Origin of the sequence: Streptomyces canus (assembly GCF_001514145.1) — a bacterium.
In the GTDB taxonomy this organism is placed as follows: Bacteria; Actinomycetota; Actinomycetes; order Streptomycetales; family Streptomycetaceae; genus Streptomyces; species Streptomyces canus.
The window spans coordinates 192,522-210,378 of record NZ_KQ948665.1 but is presented as its reverse complement, the minus strand read 5'-3'; the positions used below and the strand labels follow the sequence as shown (position 1 = coordinate 210,378).

The window sequence follows — 17,857 nt, the reverse complement described above, 5'->3', positions numbered from 1 at the left end:
GCTGTATTCCAGTACGCTCGTGATATGGACACCACGCAGCAGCCCCTTGAGGCGCGGGACCTCCCGTACGACGTGTTCGCCAAGGCGTGCCCCTCGCGCGGCACGCTGGAGCACGTGACGGGCCGCTGGGGCGGACTCACGCTCGGCGCGCTGTACGAGGGCTCGCTGCGCTTCAACGAGCTGCGCCGCCGGGTCGACGGCGTGAGCGAGAAGATGCTCTCCCAGACGCTCCAGGCGCTGGAGCGCGACGGCCTGGTGCACCGCGAGGCCCAGCCCACCAACCCGCCCCGGGTCGACTACGAACTGACCCTGCTGGGCCGCGAGATCGCCGAGCGGCTGCTGGGCCTCATCCACTTCGTCGAGGGCCGCATGGACGACATCCTGGCCGCCCGCGAGCGTTACGACGTGACGCGCGGCGCCCGCTGACACCTCGGGCAGAAGTAGCTGGACCGGTTCATCCAGGGCCGTCGGCGCATCGGCGTACCGCACCGCTTGCACGGCAGCCCCTCCCGGCCGTACGCGTCGAGGGACCGGTCGAAGTAGCCGGACTCGCCGTTGACGTTGACGTACAGGCTGTCGAAGCTGGTGCCGCCGACCGCGAGGGCCTCGTTCATCACGTCCCGGACGTGGCCCAGGAGTTCGGCCGTGCGCGGGCGCGTGAAGTTCGCCGTGGGGCGCTCGTAGTGGATGCGGGAGCGCCAAAGGGCCTCGTCCGCGTAGATGTTGCCGACTCCACTGATCAACGACTGGTCGAGCAGAGCCCGTTTGATGGTGCTGCGTTTGCGTCGCAGGGCCTGGTGGAAGGCCTCGTCGTCGAAGAGCGGGTCGAGAGGGTCGCGCGCGATGTGCGCGATGACGTCGGGCAGGCCGTCCGGGGTGTTGTCGTGCAACGACAGTCCGCCGAAGGTCCGTTGGTCGACGAAGCGAAGCTCGGTGTCCACGTCGTCCGCGAACCTCACCCGGATCCTGAGGTGCTTCTCGTCGGGTGCTGCGTGCGGCTGGACGAGCAGCTGGCCGCTCATGCCGAGGTGGGCCAGGATCGACTGGTCCGTGTCCTCCAGGGGCAGCCAGAGGTACTTCCCGCGGCGGCTCGGGGTGCCGACGCGGCGGCCCCCCAGGCGGTGCGCGAAGTCGTCGGCACCGGCGAGGTGACGGCGGACCGCGCGCGGATGCAGCACCTCGGCCTCGGCGACCGTACGGTGGGCGACCCACCGCGCGAGGCCCCGCCGTACGACCTCGACCTCGGGCAACTCGGGCATGGGGCTCCCCCGTCACGGACCGGTGTATGAGCGAGCGCCCGCCCCGGTGTTCAGGGGCAGGCGCTCGAATGCGCTGTTCTTCCGGACGCGCTGGGGCTTCCAGGCGTCAGGCGGAGACGGACGACGGACCTTCGTCGTCGTCCTTGGCGGCTTCGACGACCTCAACGGCCTCGACGGCCTCGACGGCCTTTTCGGCCACCGCCTTGGCGCGCTCGTCCGCGGCGGCCCGGATGGACCTCCAGGCGGACTCCGCGGCCTGCTGCTCCGCCTCCTTCTTGCTGCGGCCGGTGCCGGTGCCGTACGAGACGCCTCCGACGCGGGCGGCAGCAGTGAAGGTCTTCTCGTGATCGGGGCCGGTCTCCGTGACCAGGTACTCGGGCACGCCGAGCCCTTCGGTCGCGGTGAGCTCCTGGAGACTGGTCTTCCAGTCCAGGCCGGCACCGAGGTTGGAGGACTTCTCGATCAGGGGGTCGAACAGGCGGTGCACCAGTTCGGAGGCCGCTTCGAGACCCTGGTCGAGATAGACCGCACCGATCACCGCTTCCAGGGTGTCGGCGAGGATGGATGCCTTGTCCCGGCCGCCTGTGCCCTCTCCACCACGGCCGAGCCGGATGAAGGCGCCCAGGTCGAGCCCGCGGCTGACCTCCGCCAGTGCGCGTGAGTTGACCACCGCGGCCCGCAACTTGGCCAGTTGGCCTTCGGGCAGGTCGGGGTGGGTGGTGTACAGCGTGTCCGTGACCACGAGGCCGAGCACGGAGTCCCCGAGGAACTCCAGCCGCTCGTTGGTCGGCAGACCGCCGTTCTCGTACGCGTACGAACGGTGGGTCAGCGCACGCACCAGAAGGGCGGACTCGAGTTTGTACCCGAGCCGCCCTTCCAACAGCGTGTGGGACGAGGCCTGGTTGTCGCCCGCGTTCTTCTTCGGCGTGGACACAGTGCCTCTCACCAGCCGCTCAGACCTCGAGGACCTGGCGCTTGTTGTAGGTGCCACAAGCAGGGCACGCGATGTGCTGCAGCTTGGGCTCGTGGCAGCGCTCGCACGCAACCAGGGTGGGGACCGCAGCCTTCCACTGCGACCGGCGGTGGCGCGTGTTGCTGCGCGACATCTTCCGCTTCGGAACAGCCACGGCTACTTCTCCTGCTTCTCGTCGACGCCCGGTTCGGCGCCGCTCATCTCGTCCTTCTCGCCGTCTTCGAGTGAACCGGCGAGTCCCTGCAGTGCCGCCCAACGGATGTCGACGGCGTCGTGGTGGTGGTCCGGGTCGTCCGTGAGCCGTGCCCCGCACTCGGAGCACAGGCCCAGACAGTCGTCCTGGCACACCGGCTGCATCGGCAGTGCGAGCACCACCGCATCACGCAGCACGGGTTCGAGGTCGAACAGGCCGTCCTCGATGAAGAGCCTGTCCTCGTCTTCCTCGGCGTCGTCGGCCGGTTCCGCTTTCACGCGGCCACGGTCGTCGGCGTCAGGGTACGAGAACATCTCCTGGAAATCCGCTTCGAGCTCCAGCTCAAGCGGCTCCAGACACCTTACGCACTCCCCCTCGGCCTGTGCACGGGCGGTGCCTGTGACAAGCACCCCTTCCATGACCGACTCGAGGCGGAGTTCGAGCACGACCGGGGCGCCTTCCGGCACTCCGATCACTCCCTGGATACCGAGATCCTTGGGAGCGTCGATCTCACGGGTCAGGCGCTGCAGCGCGCCAGGACGCCGCCCCAGCTCGTGTGTGTCGAACACGAGAGGGTTGCGGTGGTCGAGGCGGGCGTTCAGGGCCATTCCTGCTTTCGATCTTCGAGCTCAGAGGTCTCGCCGCCCTTCGGTGCTCCCGGGCAGCGTTGATCGCGGACGTACGCGCGACCGAAGAGCCAGGATACTGGACCTTTCGCTCACGGCCCAATCCGGTGGTCCCTTACTGGCCGCGGCCCTGCTCGTACGCCCTCAACTGCTCCGGCGTGATCATGCCGGTGTCGAAGAGGCTGGTCTCGTCCAGGGCGTAGCTCTGCTGCGCCTGGTGGGCCTGCTCGACCTGCTCGACCTGCTGGGCCTGGTTCGGGTCGTACTGCTGCTGGTCGTATCCCTGGTAGGCATAGGGATCGGCCTGCTGGTAGCCGTACGGGTCCTGCTGGGCGTAGGGAGCGGGCTGCTGCTGATAGGCGGCGTAGGCGTCGCTCTGCTGCTGGTAGCCGTACGCCGGCTGCTGGGCGTAGTCCGGCTGCTCGGACTGGCCGCGGGCCAGGGCCCGGGCGTCCTGCTCCGCGAGGGCGGTGAGGTCGGCCAGGTAGTCGGCGTCGCTGGAGTGCTGGACGGTGGAGGTGTCGTCGGCGAGGGCGCCGAGGTCGTCCGTGGCGATACGGCCGTGCAGCTTCTGGCGGCCGCGGCCGACGGCCTCCAGGGTCTTGGCGAGGACGGCCTCGAAGGCGCCGAGCTTGACGTCGACGTAGGAGTCGGCGTCCTTGCGCAGGGTCTCGGGGTCGTGGCTGCGCTCGGGGGCGTCCTCGTCCTCGTAGCCGTTCTCGTCGAGGCCCGGGCCGGTGCCGAGGAGCTTCTCGCGGCCGCGGCCGACCGAGCCGAGGGTCTTGGTGAGGACGACCTCGAAGTTGGCGAGCTTGGAGTCGACGTAGTCGTCGGCCTCCGCCCGGACCTCCTCGGCCTCCTGGCGGGCCTCGTTCAGGATCCGGTCGGCCTCGGCCTGGGAGCGGCGGGCGACCTCGGTGTCGGAGATCAGGGAGCCGCGCTCGGCATGCGCCTGCCCGATGATCCGCTCGGCCTCCTGGCGGGCCTGCTCGACCATCTGCTCGCGGTCGCCGATCAGTTCCTGAGCCTGCGCGAGGGAGCCGGGCAGGGCCTGGCGCAGCTCTTCGAGCATCGCGAGCAGTTCGGCGCGGTTGACCATCACCGAGGCCGACATGGGCATCGACCGGGCACCGGAGACCGTGGAGACGATCTCGTCGAGCTTCTTCTGCACGTCCACCTGTGCTCGCCACTCTCTACAGCTGTGTTGGAGACGGACGGGACGACTGTAGTCCCATCAGTCCTTGCGCAGGCGCTTGTTGAGTGCCTCCAGGACCAGCGGCGGGACCAGGTGGGAGACGTCTCCGCCCCAGGTCGCGACCTCCTTGACGAGCGAGGAGGACAGGAAGCTGTAGGTGGGGTTCGTCGGGACGAAGAGGGTCTCGACACCTGAGAGGCCGTTGTTCATCTGGGCCATCTGGAGCTCGTAGTCGAAGTCGCTGACCGCGCGCAGGCCCTTGACGATGGCCGGGATGTCGCGCTCCTTGCAGTAGTCGACGAGGAGGCCGTGGAAGGCCTCCACGATCACGTTGCCGTACTCGGCGGTGACCTCGCGGATCAGGTCGATCCGCTCGTCGATCTCGAAGAGGCCCTTCTTGGACTTGTTGATCATCACCGCGACGTAGACCTCGTCGTACAGTCTGGAGGCGCGGGAAATGATGTCGAGGTGTCCGTTGGTGATCGGGTCGAACGACCCGGGACAGACGGCGCGGCGCACTTGAGATCCCTCGCTCTCCGGTCCGGTCATCGTGCGTCTTCGCACGTAGAGGCGGCGCGACCGTACCAAAACGTTCCCTCGCCGTAGCGACGGGCCTTGACCGCGTCGAAACCGGGCGGCCACTGGAATTCTCCGCCTCTGGTGCTGCGCTCCACGGTGACCAGGGCCTCGGGTGCTAGCCAGTGTTCGGTACGGAGTGTGAGGAGAATCTCGCGAAGATCGTGATCTGTGACTCGGTAGGGCGGGTCGAGGAAAACGAGGTCGTACGGCTCTGTCGGTGCCGGTTGTTGAATGATCTGTTCCGCTTTGCCTGCCCGTACCTCGGCGCCGGGGAGGCCGAGGTTCTTGACGTTCTCGCGGATCGTGCGGGCGGCTCTCGCGTCGGCCTCGACCAGGAGCGTGTGGCTCGCACCGCGGGAGAGGGCTTCCAGGCCCACCGCACCTGAGCCCGCGTACAGGTCGAGGACCCGTTCGCCCGCCAAGGGGCCGCCGAGGAGGGACTGCCAGGTGGAGAAGAGACCTTCGCGCGCGCGGTCCGAGGTGGGACGGGTTCCGTTGCCCGGCGGGACGGCCAGGCGGCGTCCGCCGGCTCTGCCCGCGATCACGCGAGTCATCTTCGGTCCTTGTTCGGGGGATGGTTACGGATCCAGTTTCTCAGCCCTTTTCCAAGTACTGCTCCCTCTCCTCGTCCAGGAGCGCGTCCAAGGCTGTGCGCAGGGCGGGAAATCCCGTCAGCTCGGGATCCGCCTCCACCACCGCCGTCGCCTCCTGCCTCGCCTCCGCGATGATCTCCTCGTCCTCGATCACGGCGAGGACCCGCAAAGAGGTCCGGGCACCGGACTGGGCCTGACCCAGCACGTCACCCTCCCGACGCTGCTCCAGGTCGATGCGGGACAGCTCGAAGCCGTCCAGAGTCGACGCCACCGCGTTCAGGCGCTGGCGGGCCGGGCTCGCCTCCGGCATCTCCGAGACCAGGAGACAGAGACCCGCCGCCGAACCGCGCCCCACCCGGCCGCGCAGCTGGTGGAGCTGGGAGACGCCGAAGCGGTCGGCGTCCATGATGACCATCGCCGTGGCGTTCGGGACGTTGACGCCGACCTCGATGACCGTGGTGGCGACCAGGACGTGGGTCTCGCCCGCGGCGAAGCGGCGCATGACCGCGTCCTTGTCGTCGGGGTGCATACGGCCGTGCAGCACCTCGACCCTCAGGCCGCTCAGGGGGCCCTTGGCGAGCTGGTCGGCGATGTCCAGGACGGCGAGCGGCGGGCGCTTCTCGGCCTCGTCCTCCGCGGACTTCCTGGCCTTCTTCGGATCGTCCTCCTCGTCGCCGATGCGGGGGCAGACGACGTAGGCCTGGTGGCCGTTCTCCACCTCCTCGCGGACCCGCTCCCAGGCCCGGGTGAGGAAGTGGGGCTTGTCGGCGGCGGGGACGACATGGCTGGCGATGGGTGAGCGGCCGGCCGGGAGCTGGTCCAGGACGGAGGTCTCCAGGTCACCGAAGACCGTCATCGCGACCGTGCGCGGGATGGGCGTGGCCGTCATGACGAGGAGGTGGGGCGGCTGCTTGCCCTTGCCGCGCAGGGCGTCCCGCTGCTCGACCCCGAACCGGTGCTGTTCGTCGACCACGACCAGGCCCAGGTCGTGGAACTGCACCTTGTCCTCGATGAGCGCGTGCGTCCCGATCACGATCCCGGCTTCACCGGTGACCAGATCCAGCATGGCCTGTCTGCGCGCGGCCGTCCCCATCGAACCGGTGAGCAACGTGACTTTGGTGCCCTGCTCGGACCCGCCCAGCATGCCGCCCTCGGCCAGCTCCCCCATCATCTCCACGATCGACCGGTGGTGCTGCTGGGCGAGCACTTCGGTGGGCGCCAGCATGGCGGCCTGCCCGCCGGCGTCGACCACGGCGATCATGGCGCGCAGGGCCACCAGGGTCTTTCCCGATCCGACCTCGCCCTGCAGCAGCCGGTGCATCGGATGGTCCGTCGCCAGGTCGTCGAAGATCTCCTTGGAGACCTTCTGCTGCCCGTCCGTGAGGGTGAAGGGCAGTCGGTCGTCGAAGGCCGAGAGCAGGCCGTCCGGAGCGGGTTTCCTCGGTACCGCCGGGAGTTGGGCGTCCGCGTGGCGGCGGCGGGCCAGGGCCACCTGGAGGACGAAGGCCTCGTCCCACTTGAGGCGGGCGTGGGCGTCGGCGATGTCGGCCTTGGTGTGCGGGCGGTGGATCTTGAGGAGTGCCTCGGGGAGGGGGACCAGGCCGCGCCCCTCGCGGAGGGACTCCGGGAGGGGGTCGAGCGCCTCCTGGGCGCTCGGCAGCACCGTCTGGATCGCCTTGCCGATCTTCCAGGACTCCAGTTTGGCGGTGGCGGGATAGAGGGGGATCAGAGCGCCCGCCCAGGTCTCCACCGTTTCCTCAGCATCCCCACGCAGCAACTCGTAGGCCGGGTGAGCCAGTTGGAGGCGGCGGTTGAAGAGGGAGACCTTGCCGGCGAACATCGCGCGGGTGCCGGGCAGGAGCTCCTTGTGGGGCTTGTGCACGCCGTGGCCGAAGAAGACCAGTTGGAGGCGGCCGCTGCCGTCCGTGATGGTGACCTCCAGCCGCTGTCCCTTGCCGCGCGGCGCCTTGGCGGAGGCGAAGGTGTGCAGACGGGCGTCGGCGACCTGGGCGACCACGGTGACATGCTCGTCCATCGGCAGGTCGGCGAGGTGGGTCAGCTGCCCCCGCTCCTCGTATCTGCGCGGGTAGTGGTGCAGGAGGTCGCCGACGGAGTGCAGGCCGAGATGCTCGGCCATCACCTTCGCGGTGGCGGGGCCGAGCACCTTCTTCAACGGTTCTTCCAGTGCGGGCACGAGATCCATTGCACACCACACCACTGACATTGCCGTATACATACCAGGAAACCCCTGGTCAGACGGCTGGTTGGGGACTTAGGATGGCGCGCTCCGGCCATCCCCGCGGATCCCCGCCCCACCCGGGACCGCCCGACCCCGCGCCGCGCGAACGTTCCTCCCACCGGCGCTGCGACGATGGATTCCCAGACCTCACAGACACCCCAGGTACCTCAGCAACCTCATACGTTCCAGGTCGACCTGCGCGGTCTGGTGGACCTCCTCTCCCATCACCTCTACTCCAGCCCGAAGGTCTATCTGCGCGAACTGCTCCAGAACGCGGTGGACGCGATCACGGCCCGGCGGGCCGAACAGCCGGACGCCCCTGCCCGTGTGCGGTTGTACGCCGAGAACGGCGCCCTGAGGGTCGAGGACTCCGGGGTGGGGCTCACCGAGGCGGACGTGCACAACCTGCTGGCCACCATCGGACGCAGCTCCAAGCGGGCCGAGGGACTTCAGGAGGCCCGCTCCGACTTCCTCGGCCAGTTCGGCATCGGTCTGCTCGCCTGTTTCGTGGTCGCCGAGCGGATCCGGGTGGTCAGCCGCAGCGCCCGTACACCGGACGCCCCGCCCGTGGAGTGGACGGCGAGCGACGACGGTTCGTACGAAGTGCGGACGCTGCCCCCCGACGCCCGTCCGGAGCCGGGGACGACCGTGCACCTGGTCGCGCGGGCGGGCGCCGGCGAGTGGCTCACGCCGGAGCGGGTCCTCCGGCTCGCGCGGGACTTCGGCTCCCTGCTGCCGTACGACGTCCGGGTCGGCGACGAGGCGGTCACCGACCTGCCCGCCCCCTGGGACCGGCCCTACCCCTCCCCCGCCACCCGCAGGGTGGCCCTGGCCCGGCACTGTCACGAGCTGTTCGGCTTCACCCCGCTGGACTCGATCGAGCTGAACGTGCCCCTCGCCGGGATCCGGGGCGTGGCCTACGTCCTTCCGTCGGCGATGAGCCCCGCCCAGCGGGCGACTCACCGCGTCCATCTCAAGGGCATGCTGCTGACCGAGCGGGCCGAACAGCTGCTGCCGGACTGGGCGTTCTTCGTGCGCTGCGTCCTGGACACCGACAGCCTGCGTCCCACGGCCTCGCGCGAGTCGCTGTACGAGGACGAGACGCTGGCCGCCGTACGGGAGGCACTCGGGGAAAGGATCCGGTCGTGGCTGACGGGCCTCGCCGCCGGGGACCCGGAACGGCTCGCGGCCTTCCTGTCCGTGCACCACCTGGGCGTGAAGTCGCTCGCGCGGCATGACAAGGACATGCTGCGCACGATGCTGCCGTGGCTGCCCTTCGAGACGAGCGACGGGCGGCTGTCGCTGGAGGAGTTCGCGCAGCGGCACCCGGTGGTGCACTTCACGCGGACCGTCGAGGAGTACCGGCAGGTCGCGCCGATCGCCTCCGCACAGGGCGTCGGGGTGGTCAACGGCGGTTACACGTACGACAGCGACCTGGTCGAGGCGCTGCCCTCGGTGCGGCCGGGAACGGTCGTCTCCGAGCTGGACGCGGACACCGTCACCGCCCACATGGATCTGGTCGACCCGGCCGAGGAGCTGGCGCTCGCCGGTTTCCTGGCGGCCGCGCGGGCCAGGCTCGATCCGCTCGGCTGTGACGTGGTCCTGCGTGCGTTCCGGCCGCTGTCCGTGCCCGCGCTGCACCTGGACGACCGGGACGCCCGGCACGAGCAGGCGCGGGCGGAGGCCGAGGACCGGGCCGACGACCTGTGGGCGGGCATCCTCGGCTCGCTGCGCGGCAGCGCCCCCCGCGCGCGTCTCGTGCTGAACCATCTCAACCCACTGGTACGGCGGATCGGTTCGCTCGGCGATCCGGAACTGATCGGCACCGCCACCGAGTCCCTGTACGGGCAGGCCCTGCTGATGGCCCAGCGCCCGCTCAGGCCCGCGGACTCGGCCTTGCTGAACCGGGCCTTCATGGGCCTGCTGGAGTGGGCCACGAACGGCGAGGAGGGCCTGTGACGAGCGGGATCGACGGGATGGACGGCAACCACGGGGTCACGGGGTTCGACGCGCTGCGCCGGGCGATGGCGGAGAACGCCGAGGAACCGGAGGGGCCCGCCCGCAACGCGCGCGCGGAGCAGCTGCTCGCCGAGGCCGAGAAGCTGAACATCCCGCTCGCGGTGATCGAGGCGCTCGGACACCAGCTGAAGGTCTACAACTACAGCTCCGAGAAGGCCAAGATGTTCGTCCCCTTCTCGCGGCTGCTGCGCATGTGGGACGAGCGGCCCGAGGACTTCGACGAGTACGAGACGCACTCCCTGCACTGGGTCTTCAAGTGGATGACGACCGGCATGCTCGACCAGCCGCACATCCCGCTCGCCGCCATGGAGAAGTGGCTCGGCGAGATGGAGCACCGCTACCGGCTGGCCGGGCACTCCGAGCGGGCCGTGCGCAGCGCCGAGTACAGCGTGGCCGCGCATGTCGGGGACCTGGCACGGGCCGAGCGCGCGTACGCCGCGTGGCTGGCCGCCGACCGGGACGACATGGCCGACTGTCACGCCTGCGAGCTGCACGAGCAGGGCTGGTGGCAGTCGCAGCGCGGTCGGGACGAGGAGGCGCTCGAGCTGTGGGCGCCGGTCCTGGAGGGCGAGTTCACCTGCGCCCACGAGCCGCACGCGGTCCTCGCCTCCTCGCTGACGCCGCTGCTGCGGCTGGGCCGCCTCGACGAGGCGCGCGCCAACCATCTGCGGGGTTTTCGGCTCGTGCGGTCCATGGAGAGCATGCGCAGCGCCTACGCGGACCATGTCGAGTTCTGCGCCCTCAGCGGCAACGAGGCGCGCGGTCTGGAGCTGCTCGCGGAGCGTCCCGCGTACTTCACGGACGACGGTCATCCGCGCAGCAGGCTGGACTTCACCGCCGTGGTGGCCCTGCTCATGGACCGGCTGACCGAGCTGGGCCTGGGCGACCGGCCGGTGCCGGGGCCCGCGGGCCGGTCCTGGACCGCGGCCGAACTCGCCGCCCACGCGCGCGCGGAGGCCCTCGCGCTGGCCGCCCGCTTCGACGAGCGCAACGGCACGGCCCATGTCAGCGAGCGGGCACGCGCGCGCATGGCTCAGCGCCCGCTGGTGGAGCGGCTGCCGCTGGGAGTGCGGGCGGTTCGGACGGCCGCCGCAGCCGCGATCGTGCCACCGGTCCCGGTGACTGCTCAGGAGCCCGGTCTGCCCGCGCTGATCGCCGAGGCGCGGCGGCTGTCGGACACCCTCCAGCCGAACGCCGTCGAGGCGTGGGCGGCGGTCGCGCGGGCCGCGCGGAGCGTTGAGCTGGACCCGCGCGACCGGGCGGAGATCGCCGACCACGAGGCGATGGACCGGGGCCCCGAGGGAACCGAACTGTTCGAGCGGGCCGCCGAGTTGTACACGGAGGCGGGCGACCCCGGCGAGTCGCTCGCGGCACGCGCGCGTGCCGCCTACATTCGCGCGCTGGCGGGCGAGGTGGACGAGGCGCTCACCATGGTCGCCGGGCTGTACGACGAGGTCCTCGCGCTCTACTCCGTGGACGACACGGGCGTACGGCAGACGGCGTCGGTGCTGATGTCCCGGGCGCGCATCCTGATGCGGCGGGTGCACGAGACCGAGGAGGACGCGGTCCTGCCGGTGGCGGAGCAGGCCGTGCGGGAGGTGCTCGCCCTCGTCGAGGGACGGACCGGGGACGACGTACGGCTCGCCGCGCGGGTCGCCGAGGCGCAGGCGATGCTGGCGGAGCTGGCCTCGCGGGCCGGGGACGCGGAGGCGGCGGCAGAGCTGTTCACGTGGGCCGCGGCGGGGTTCGTGGAGGCGGGCCTGCCGTGGTTCGCGGTGGAGTACGAGGCCCGGCTTGCCGGGCTCCTGCATCACCTGGGCGATCCGGCGGGGAGCGAGCGGGCGCTGCGGGCGGCGCTCGAGCACGGCGGCCCGCATCTGGAGGCGATCGGGCGGGCCCAGCTGCGTCTCCAGCTCGCCGAGGTCGTCGGCGGCCGGGGTCTCGACGAGGAGGCGGCCGAACACGCCCTGGAGGCCGCCCACTGGGCCGACGAGGCCGGGGAGGGCCCGACGCTGGGTGCCCTGGCCCGGCACCAGCTGGGCGGGTTCCTGCTGCGGCAGGGCCGGTGGGCCGAGGCCGCCGAGGTGCTGGAGTCGGCGCTGCCCGACCTGAGCGCCGAGACGCACGGCGACGGGGCGGTCGTACAGACGCAGTGGTGGCTCGGTGACTGTCTGAGCGAGCTGGGCGAGCACCGGGAGGCGGCCGAGCGGCGCCTGCAGGCCGCCGAGATCGCCCGGCACTGGCCCGAGCAGCACGACCACGCGACCCTCGCCCACCTCGCCGCCGAGTCCCTCGGGGCCGCGGGTCTGACCGCCGAGGCGGACCGGGCGTACGCGCGCGCGGGCGGTCTGTGGCGTGAACTCGGCAACGTCCACGGGCTTATCCGCTCCCTGCGCGCCCGCGCGTGGCTCGCGCTGCGTGCCGAGGACGGGGCGGACACGGCACGGGAGTTGATGGCGGAGGCGGTCCGGGAGTGCGAGGTCGCGCTGGGTGAGACTCAGCCCGAGGAGCAGTCGTGGCAGCGGCTCGTCGGTGAACTCGGGCACACCCACCGGCAGTTCGGGGACCTGCTGGCCCGTTCCGTGCCTGAGGACGCCGAGGACGACGCGATCCGGACGGTGCTGGAGGAGTCGCTGGCCCAGGTCGTGGAGGCGATCGTGGTGTTCGCCTCGCTCGGGGACGACGCCCTGGACGCCCGGACCGGTGCCGAGCTCGCTGCGGGCTGGCTGGCGGCCGACCTGAGCCGGCCGGCGGAGGCGGCGGCACGCGCGCGTGCGGTGCTCGACGCCTATGGCGGCACGGACGGCTCCGGCGAGGCCCGCGACGACGAGACGGCGCGGACCCGGCGGGCCGAGGCGGAGCAGATGCTGGGGCTCATGGAGGAGCAGGACAGCTGAGCGCCCAGGGGTGCTATTCGACCCCGATGAGCAGCACGGCTCCCTGCCGTCCGCCCCGGTACACCACCGTGTCGACGGCGAGGTACGACTCCCGTACGCGCGTCTCCAGATGCTCGGCGACCGCCTCGGGGGCCTCGTCGCCGAGGACGAGGGTGACCAGTTCGCCGCCGGCCGAGAGCATGCGGTCGAGGACGGTCTCGGCCGTGACGGTGACGTCCGAACCGATCACGGCCACGTCCCCGTCGATGAGGCCGAGGACATCGCCGGCCTGGCAGATGCCGGCCATGGTCCAGGACTGGCGTTCGGCGACGGCGACCTCGGCGTAGCGGGTCGCGCCGGCCGCCGAGGTCATCTGGACGACGTCCTCGTCGAACCGGCGTTCCGGCTCGTGCACGGCGAGCGCCGCGATGCCCTGGACCGCGGAGCGCGTCGGGATCAGCGCGACCCGGATGCCCTCCGCGCGGGCCTGCTCGGCCGCGGCGGCCGCGGTGTGGCGCAGGTCGGCGTCATTGGGCAGCAGCACGACCTCGCGCGCGTGGGCACGCCGTACGGCCTCCACGAGCTCCCCGCTCGCGGGCGGCTCCCCGGGGCGGGCGAGCACGGTGGTCGCGCCGGCCTCGGTGTACAGCCCGGCCAGGCCCTCGCCGGGCACGACGGCGACGACGGCCCGCTGGGCGCGCTCGCGGGGCTGCCGTTCGGCGCCGGTGGTGTGCACGTCACCGAGCCCGAAGTGCGTGATGCGGATCCGGTACGGCCGCCCGGCCTCGATGCCCGCCTCCACGGCGGCGCCGGCGTCGTCGACGTGCACATGGACGTTCCACAGGCCGTCGCCGCCGACCACCACGAGCGAGTCCCCGAGCTCGTCGAGCCGCTCCCGCAGCCGCGCGACGGCCGTGTCGCCGGCCTCCAGGAGGTAGATCACCTCGAAGGCGGGGCCATCGGTGCCCGGGGCGTCGGCACACTCGTCGGGGGCGGCCGTGGCGGCTTCGGACACTTCGGCGGGACCTGCTTCCGGGAACGTCCCGCTCACCACCGGCACCGCCCTGGGCGCCTCCCCCGTGAACGTCTCCACCAGCGCCCCCAGCACCGCCACCAGTCCCCGCCCGCCTGCGTCCACCACGCCGGCCCGCTCCAGGACGGCCAGCTGGCCGGGTGTCGCGGCGAGGGCGGCGCGCGCGCCGTCGTAGGCGGCCCGGGCGACCGTCCCGCAGTCGCCCTCCGCTGCCCCGGCGGCGTCGGCGGCGGCCGAGGCGACCGTGAGGACCGTGCCCTCGACCGGGTGGGCCACGGCCTGGCGGGCGGAGTCGGCCGCGTGCCGCAGGGCGAGCCGGAGTCCCTCGCCGTCCGTGTGAGCCGTCTCACCGTCGGCGGCCAGCACCTGGGCCATGCCCCGCAGCAGTTGGGCGAGGATCGTGCCCGAGTTGCCGCGGGCGCCTATGAGGGCTCCGTGCGCCATCGCGCGCGCGGCGTCGGCCAGGGCCGGTTTCCCCGATCCGTGGGCGTCGTGGCCGTCGAACACGGCTTCCACGGCCGCGGCCGCGGACTCCGCCGTCAGATACAGGTTCGTGCCGGTGTCCCCGTCGGCGACCGGGTAGACGTTGATCGCGTCGATCTCCTCGCGCGCCCGGCCCAGCGCCCGCAGCGCCAGACCACACCAGGTGCGCACCGCGAGAGCATCGAAGAATGTCTGCGGCACGTGTGCCACCTGCGCCTCCTCGGGCTGCTGGACTGGACGCAGCGTAGACCCCGGGCGGGTGTCCACCGGAAGAGGGCCGGGAGCGAGTGCCTGGTCAACCATGGTAGTTTCGTTCTACTGGCGCAGTCGTTGTATGCTGCTCCGGTTGCCCGATCCTGATCGGGCCATTCCCCCTGGCAGTGCCACTCAGATCTCTGATCCTACGATCTCGATCCCGGCTTGCTGCCGGGATCCAACCGTAAGTGCATCTGAAGTCTTTGGAGTGACCCGTGGCTGCCAACTGCGACGTCTGCGGCAAGGGGCCGGGCTTCGGCAACAGCGTGTCGTTTTCGCACCGCCGTACGTCCCGTCGCTGGAACCCGAACATCCAGCACGTCCGTACAGTGGTCGGCGGGACGCCGAAGCGCCTGAACGTTTGCACCTCGTGCATCAAGGCCGGCAAGGTCTCGCGCTGACGCACAGCTAAGCGCGCGGCCACTGCTTGTTCGCTGCACTGAGCCGGTCCACCGACAGGTGGGCCGGCTTTTTGCGATGTCCCGGGCCGGGGCGAGCTGCCAGAATCCCGTGAATGCGCTTCGGCATCCTGGGCCCCCTCGACATCCGCACCGACGACGGCACGCCGATCGACCCCGGCGGCCCCCGCCCCCGCGCCCTCCTCACCCTCCTGCTCCTCGACGCGGGCCGCACGGTCTCGGTGGAGCGCCTCACCGACGGCCTCTACGGCGCCAAGCCGCCCGCCGGGGCCGCCAACGCCCTCCAGTCGCAGATCTCCCGCCTCCGCAGACGCCTGGCCCCGCACGCGGAGATCGAGGCGACTCCGGCCGGCTATCGCCTCGCCGTCCCCGCCGCCGACACCACAGACGCTCACCGGTTCGAAGAGCGTGCCGTGTCCGGACGTGCCGCTCTCACCGCCGGAGATCATCGGCAGGCCGCGGCCGTACTGAGGGACGCGCTCGCCCTGTGGCGCGGCCCGGCCCTCCCCGACCTGCCGGACGCACACGCCGAACGGGCCCGGCTGGCACAGCTGCGGCTGGCCGCCGTACAGGACCGGATCGACGCGGACCTGGCGCTCGGCGGCGGCCCCGAACTCGTACCGGAGCTGCGGGCGCTGCTGTCGGCCCATCCTTTGAGCGAGCGGCTGTACGGGCAGCTGATGCGGGCCCTGCACGCGGACGGACGGCCCGCGGAGGCGCTCACGGTGTTCGAGGAGGCCCGTCGGACACTCGCCGACGAACTGGGCGCGGATCCGTCGGCCGAGCTGTCCACCCTGCACCTGGAGCTGCTCCGAGGGCGGCGGGCCGAGCACCGAAGGAGCGTTCCCGCCCAGCTCACCCGCTTCGTCGGCCGCGAGCCCGAGCTGGGCCGGATCGCCCGGGCCCTGTCCGAGGCACGGCTGGTCACGCTCACCGGCCCCGGCGGTGCGGGCAAGACGCGGCTGGCGATCGAGGCCACGCAGGCCCACGCGGGCGCGTGCTTCGTCGAACTCGCCCCGCTCACCGACGGCACCCGGATTCCGTACGCCGTCCTGACCGCCCTCGATGTGCGCGACGGCTTCCGCACGCCGGCGAGCGACGGCATGGACCGGCTGCTGACCGCCCTGGAGGACCGTGAGGCGCTCCTCGTGCTCGACAACTGCGAGCACCTCGTGGAAGCGGCCGCCGGCCTCGCAGCCCGGCTTCTCGCGTCCTGCCCGGGGGTTCGCGTGCTCACCACCAGCCGGGAGTCCCTCGGGATCACCGGCGAGGCCGTGCTGCCCGTGCCGCCGCTGCCGCCGGAGCCCGCGGTCCGGCTCTTCCTGGACCGCGCCCGGGCCGTCCGCCCCGGATTCGAGGGCCACGCACGCGTGGCCGACATCTGCGCGGCTCTCGACGGGCTGCCGCTGGCGATCGAGCTCGCGGCGGCCCGTCTGCGCACCCTCACCCCGGACGAGGTCGCGGACCGCCTCGACGACCGGTTCCGGCTGCTGTCCCGCGGCGACCGCTCCAAGGCACTTCGGCACCGAACACTGCGGGCCGTCGTGGAGTGGAGCTGGGACCTGCTCGACGACGAGGAGCGGGAGCTCGCGTCCCGGCTGACGGTCTTCCGGGGCGGCGCCGGTCTGGAGGCGGTCGAGGCGGTGTGCGCGACCCCGTATCCGGAGGATCTGCTGGCCTCTCTGGTGGAGAAGTCGTTCCTGGAGGTGTCCGAGGGCCGCTACCGGATGCTGGAGACGATCCGCGCGTTCGCCGCCGAGCAGCGCTCCCGGGAGCGGACCTTGAGGGACGCCCACGCCGCGTACTTCCTGGAGCTGGCCGAGCGCGCCGAACCGGCTCTGCGCGGTGGCGGCCAGCTCCCCTGGCTGGCCCGTCTGGACGCCGAGCGGGACAACCTGGACGCTGCCCTGCGCCATCTCGTCGCCACGGCCCCCGAGGAAGCCCTGCGCCTGATGGCGGCCCTGTCCTGGTTCCGGCGGCTGCGCGCCCCGCACGGCGAGCAGGTGTCTCTGGCCCGCGCCCTGCTGACGGCGGTCGGCGACACCCCACCCCCGGACCTGGCCGAGGAGTACGCCCTGTGCCTGATGAACACCGTCACAGGGCGCGGCGACGACCCTGACGAACCCGACCGCATCGCGCGCGTGTCCGCCCTCATGAACACCCTGGACGAGCCGCTGCGGCTGCCGTTCACCACGGTCCTGTGGTCCCTGACGACCGGCCCGCTGTACGCGGTGGACGACGACCTGCTCACCGTGCAGATCGGAGACGAGCCGTGGAGCCGCGCGCTGCTGGATCTCGGCCACGCCTACCGGGCCCAGTTCACCGGCGATCCCACAGCCTCCGAGGCGTACTTCGCACGCTCCCTGGCCGGCTTCCGTACGACCGGTGACCGCTGGGGCATGGCCAACTGCCTCGATCCGCTGGGCGGTTTCGCGGGGCGGCGCGGCGAGTACGCCCGCGCCCTCGAACTGTTCGACGAGGGCCTGGAGTACGTCCAGGAACTGGACGCACCCGAGGAGACCTCCGACCTGCTGTGCTCCCGGGCCACCGTGCTGCTGTACCGCGGTGACACCGAGGACGCGGTGACGCACTTCAGGCGTGCCGCCGACCTGGCCCGCGCGGCGGGTGCCCCGGACAAGGTGGCGGCCGCCCGGCGCGGTCTGGGCGACTCGGCCCGGCTCTCCGGGAACGAGAACCACGCGCGCGTGCACTACGAGAGCGCCCTGGAAGCCTGTGCCGCGAACTGGTTCAGCGTCGGCGAGACCGTCCTGATCCTCATAGGCCTCGGCCGCACGGCCGCCGCCGAGGGCGACCTCGACCAGGCCCGCGACTGGTTCGAGCAGGCCCGCACGCACGCCCTGGACGCCCCCGACGTCCTCGCCCTGGCAGCCATCGCCGAGGCCCTGGCCTCCGTCGCGCCGCGCCCCGAGAGGGCGGCCGAACTCCTGGGCGCCGCCGAGGGCCTGCGGGGCGGGTCGGCCGAGGGTGACCCCGATGTCGTACGGACCAAGAAGGACGTACGGCGAAAGATGTCCCCGGAGGCCTATGACAAGGCCTTCGGGCAGGGCCGCGCCCTGCGGTCGGCGGCGGTCAGCGAACGGTAGGAGCACGGTCA

The 17,857-nt window shown here is 71.7% G+C and carries 14 protein-coding genes; 5 read left to right on the top strand and 9 right to left on the bottom strand.

Annotation, left to right across the window (positions count from 1 at the left end; translation table 11 throughout):
* Positions 1 to 24: 24 nt before the first annotated feature.
* Entirely contained in the window at positions 25 to 426 is a 402-nt protein-coding gene (locus AQJ46_RS29865; protein ID WP_059208508.1) for a winged helix-turn-helix transcriptional regulator, read from the top strand.
* Here the strand turns inward: AQJ46_RS29865 and mutM are convergent.
* The 8 genes from mutM to recG form a co-directional block, all read right to left on the bottom strand.
* On the bottom strand, positions 399 to 1,259 hold the full coding sequence (mutM, locus tag AQJ46_RS29860) for a bifunctional DNA-formamidopyrimidine glycosylase/DNA-(apurinic or apyrimidinic site) lyase (RefSeq protein ID WP_059208507.1): 861 nt from the start codon (positions 1,257 to 1,259) through the stop codon (positions 399 to 401). The genes AQJ46_RS29865 and mutM overlap by 28 nt on opposite strands.
* Positions 1,260 to 1,365: 106 nt before the next feature.
* Positions 1,366 to 2,193, bottom strand: a complete 828-nt coding sequence (gene rnc / locus AQJ46_RS29855; RefSeq protein WP_059208506.1) for a ribonuclease III — start codon at positions 2,191 to 2,193, stop codon at positions 1,366 to 1,368.
* Between the two features lie 19 nt (positions 2,194 to 2,212).
* Positions 2,213 to 2,386, bottom strand: a complete 174-nt coding sequence (gene rpmF, locus AQJ46_RS29850; protein ID WP_006139588.1) for a 50S ribosomal protein L32 — start codon at positions 2,384 to 2,386, stop codon at positions 2,213 to 2,215.
* 2 nt (positions 2,387 to 2,388) lie between these two features.
* Positions 2,389 to 3,033, bottom strand: coding sequence for a YceD family protein (locus tag AQJ46_RS29845; protein WP_059208505.1), 645 nt, complete (start codon positions 3,031 to 3,033; stop codon positions 2,389 to 2,391).
* Between the two features lie 133 nt (positions 3,034 to 3,166).
* The gene (locus AQJ46_RS29840; protein ID WP_059208504.1) at positions 3,167 to 4,228 is read right to left on the bottom strand and encodes an ATP synthase F0 subunit B; all 1,062 of its coding nucleotides are present in this window, start codon (positions 4,226 to 4,228) and stop codon (positions 3,167 to 3,169) included.
* A gap of 57 nt (positions 4,229 to 4,285) precedes the next feature.
* Positions 4,286 to 4,765 carry a pantetheine-phosphate adenylyltransferase gene (gene coaD, locus AQJ46_RS29835; protein WP_057616492.1) on the bottom strand — a complete coding sequence of 160 codons (480 nt, stop codon included), beginning with the start codon at positions 4,763 to 4,765 and terminating at the stop codon, positions 4,286 to 4,288.
* Between the two features lie 26 nt (positions 4,766 to 4,791).
* Positions 4,792 to 5,379, bottom strand: coding sequence for a 16S rRNA (guanine(966)-N(2))-methyltransferase RsmD (gene rsmD / locus AQJ46_RS29830; RefSeq protein ID WP_057616491.1), 588 nt, complete (start codon positions 5,377 to 5,379; stop codon positions 4,792 to 4,794).
* Between the two features lie 40 nt (positions 5,380 to 5,419).
* A complete protein-coding gene (gene recG / locus AQJ46_RS29825; protein ID WP_059208503.1) occupies positions 5,420 to 7,621 on the bottom strand; it encodes an ATP-dependent DNA helicase RecG in 2,202 nt (733 codons plus the stop codon).
* A gap of 168 nt (positions 7,622 to 7,789) precedes the next feature.
* Here recG and AQJ46_RS29820 point away from each other — a divergent pair, with 168 nt between their 5' ends.
* Both AQJ46_RS29820 and AQJ46_RS29815 read left to right on the top strand, forming a co-directional pair.
* Positions 7,790 to 9,616, top strand: a complete 1,827-nt coding sequence (locus AQJ46_RS29820; protein WP_079072477.1) for an HSP90 family protein — start codon at positions 7,790 to 7,792, stop codon at positions 9,614 to 9,616.
* 17 nt (positions 9,617 to 9,633) lie between these two features.
* Entirely contained in the window at positions 9,634 to 12,573 is a 2,940-nt protein-coding gene (locus AQJ46_RS29815; protein WP_059208637.1) for a hypothetical protein, read from the top strand.
* 13 nt (positions 12,574 to 12,586) lie between these two features.
* On the opposite strand, the gene AQJ46_RS29810 is transcribed toward AQJ46_RS29815, so the two are convergent.
* Complete coding sequence (locus tag AQJ46_RS29810; RefSeq protein ID WP_059208501.1) at positions 12,587 to 14,278, bottom strand: DAK2 domain-containing protein; 1,692 nt, start codon at positions 14,276 to 14,278, stop codon at positions 12,587 to 12,589.
* A gap of 260 nt (positions 14,279 to 14,538) precedes the next feature.
* Here AQJ46_RS29810 and rpmB point away from each other — a divergent pair, with 260 nt between their 5' ends.
* Positions 14,539 to 14,724, top strand: coding sequence for a 50S ribosomal protein L28 (rpmB, locus tag AQJ46_RS29805; protein ID WP_007384934.1), 186 nt, complete (start codon positions 14,539 to 14,541; stop codon positions 14,722 to 14,724).
* 113 nt (positions 14,725 to 14,837) lie between these two features.
* The gene (locus AQJ46_RS29800) at positions 14,838 to 17,846 is read left to right on the top strand and encodes a BTAD domain-containing putative transcriptional regulator (RefSeq protein ID WP_059208500.1); all 3,009 of its coding nucleotides are present in this window, start codon (positions 14,838 to 14,840) and stop codon (positions 17,844 to 17,846) included.
* Positions 17,847 to 17,857: the final 11 nt, after the last annotated feature.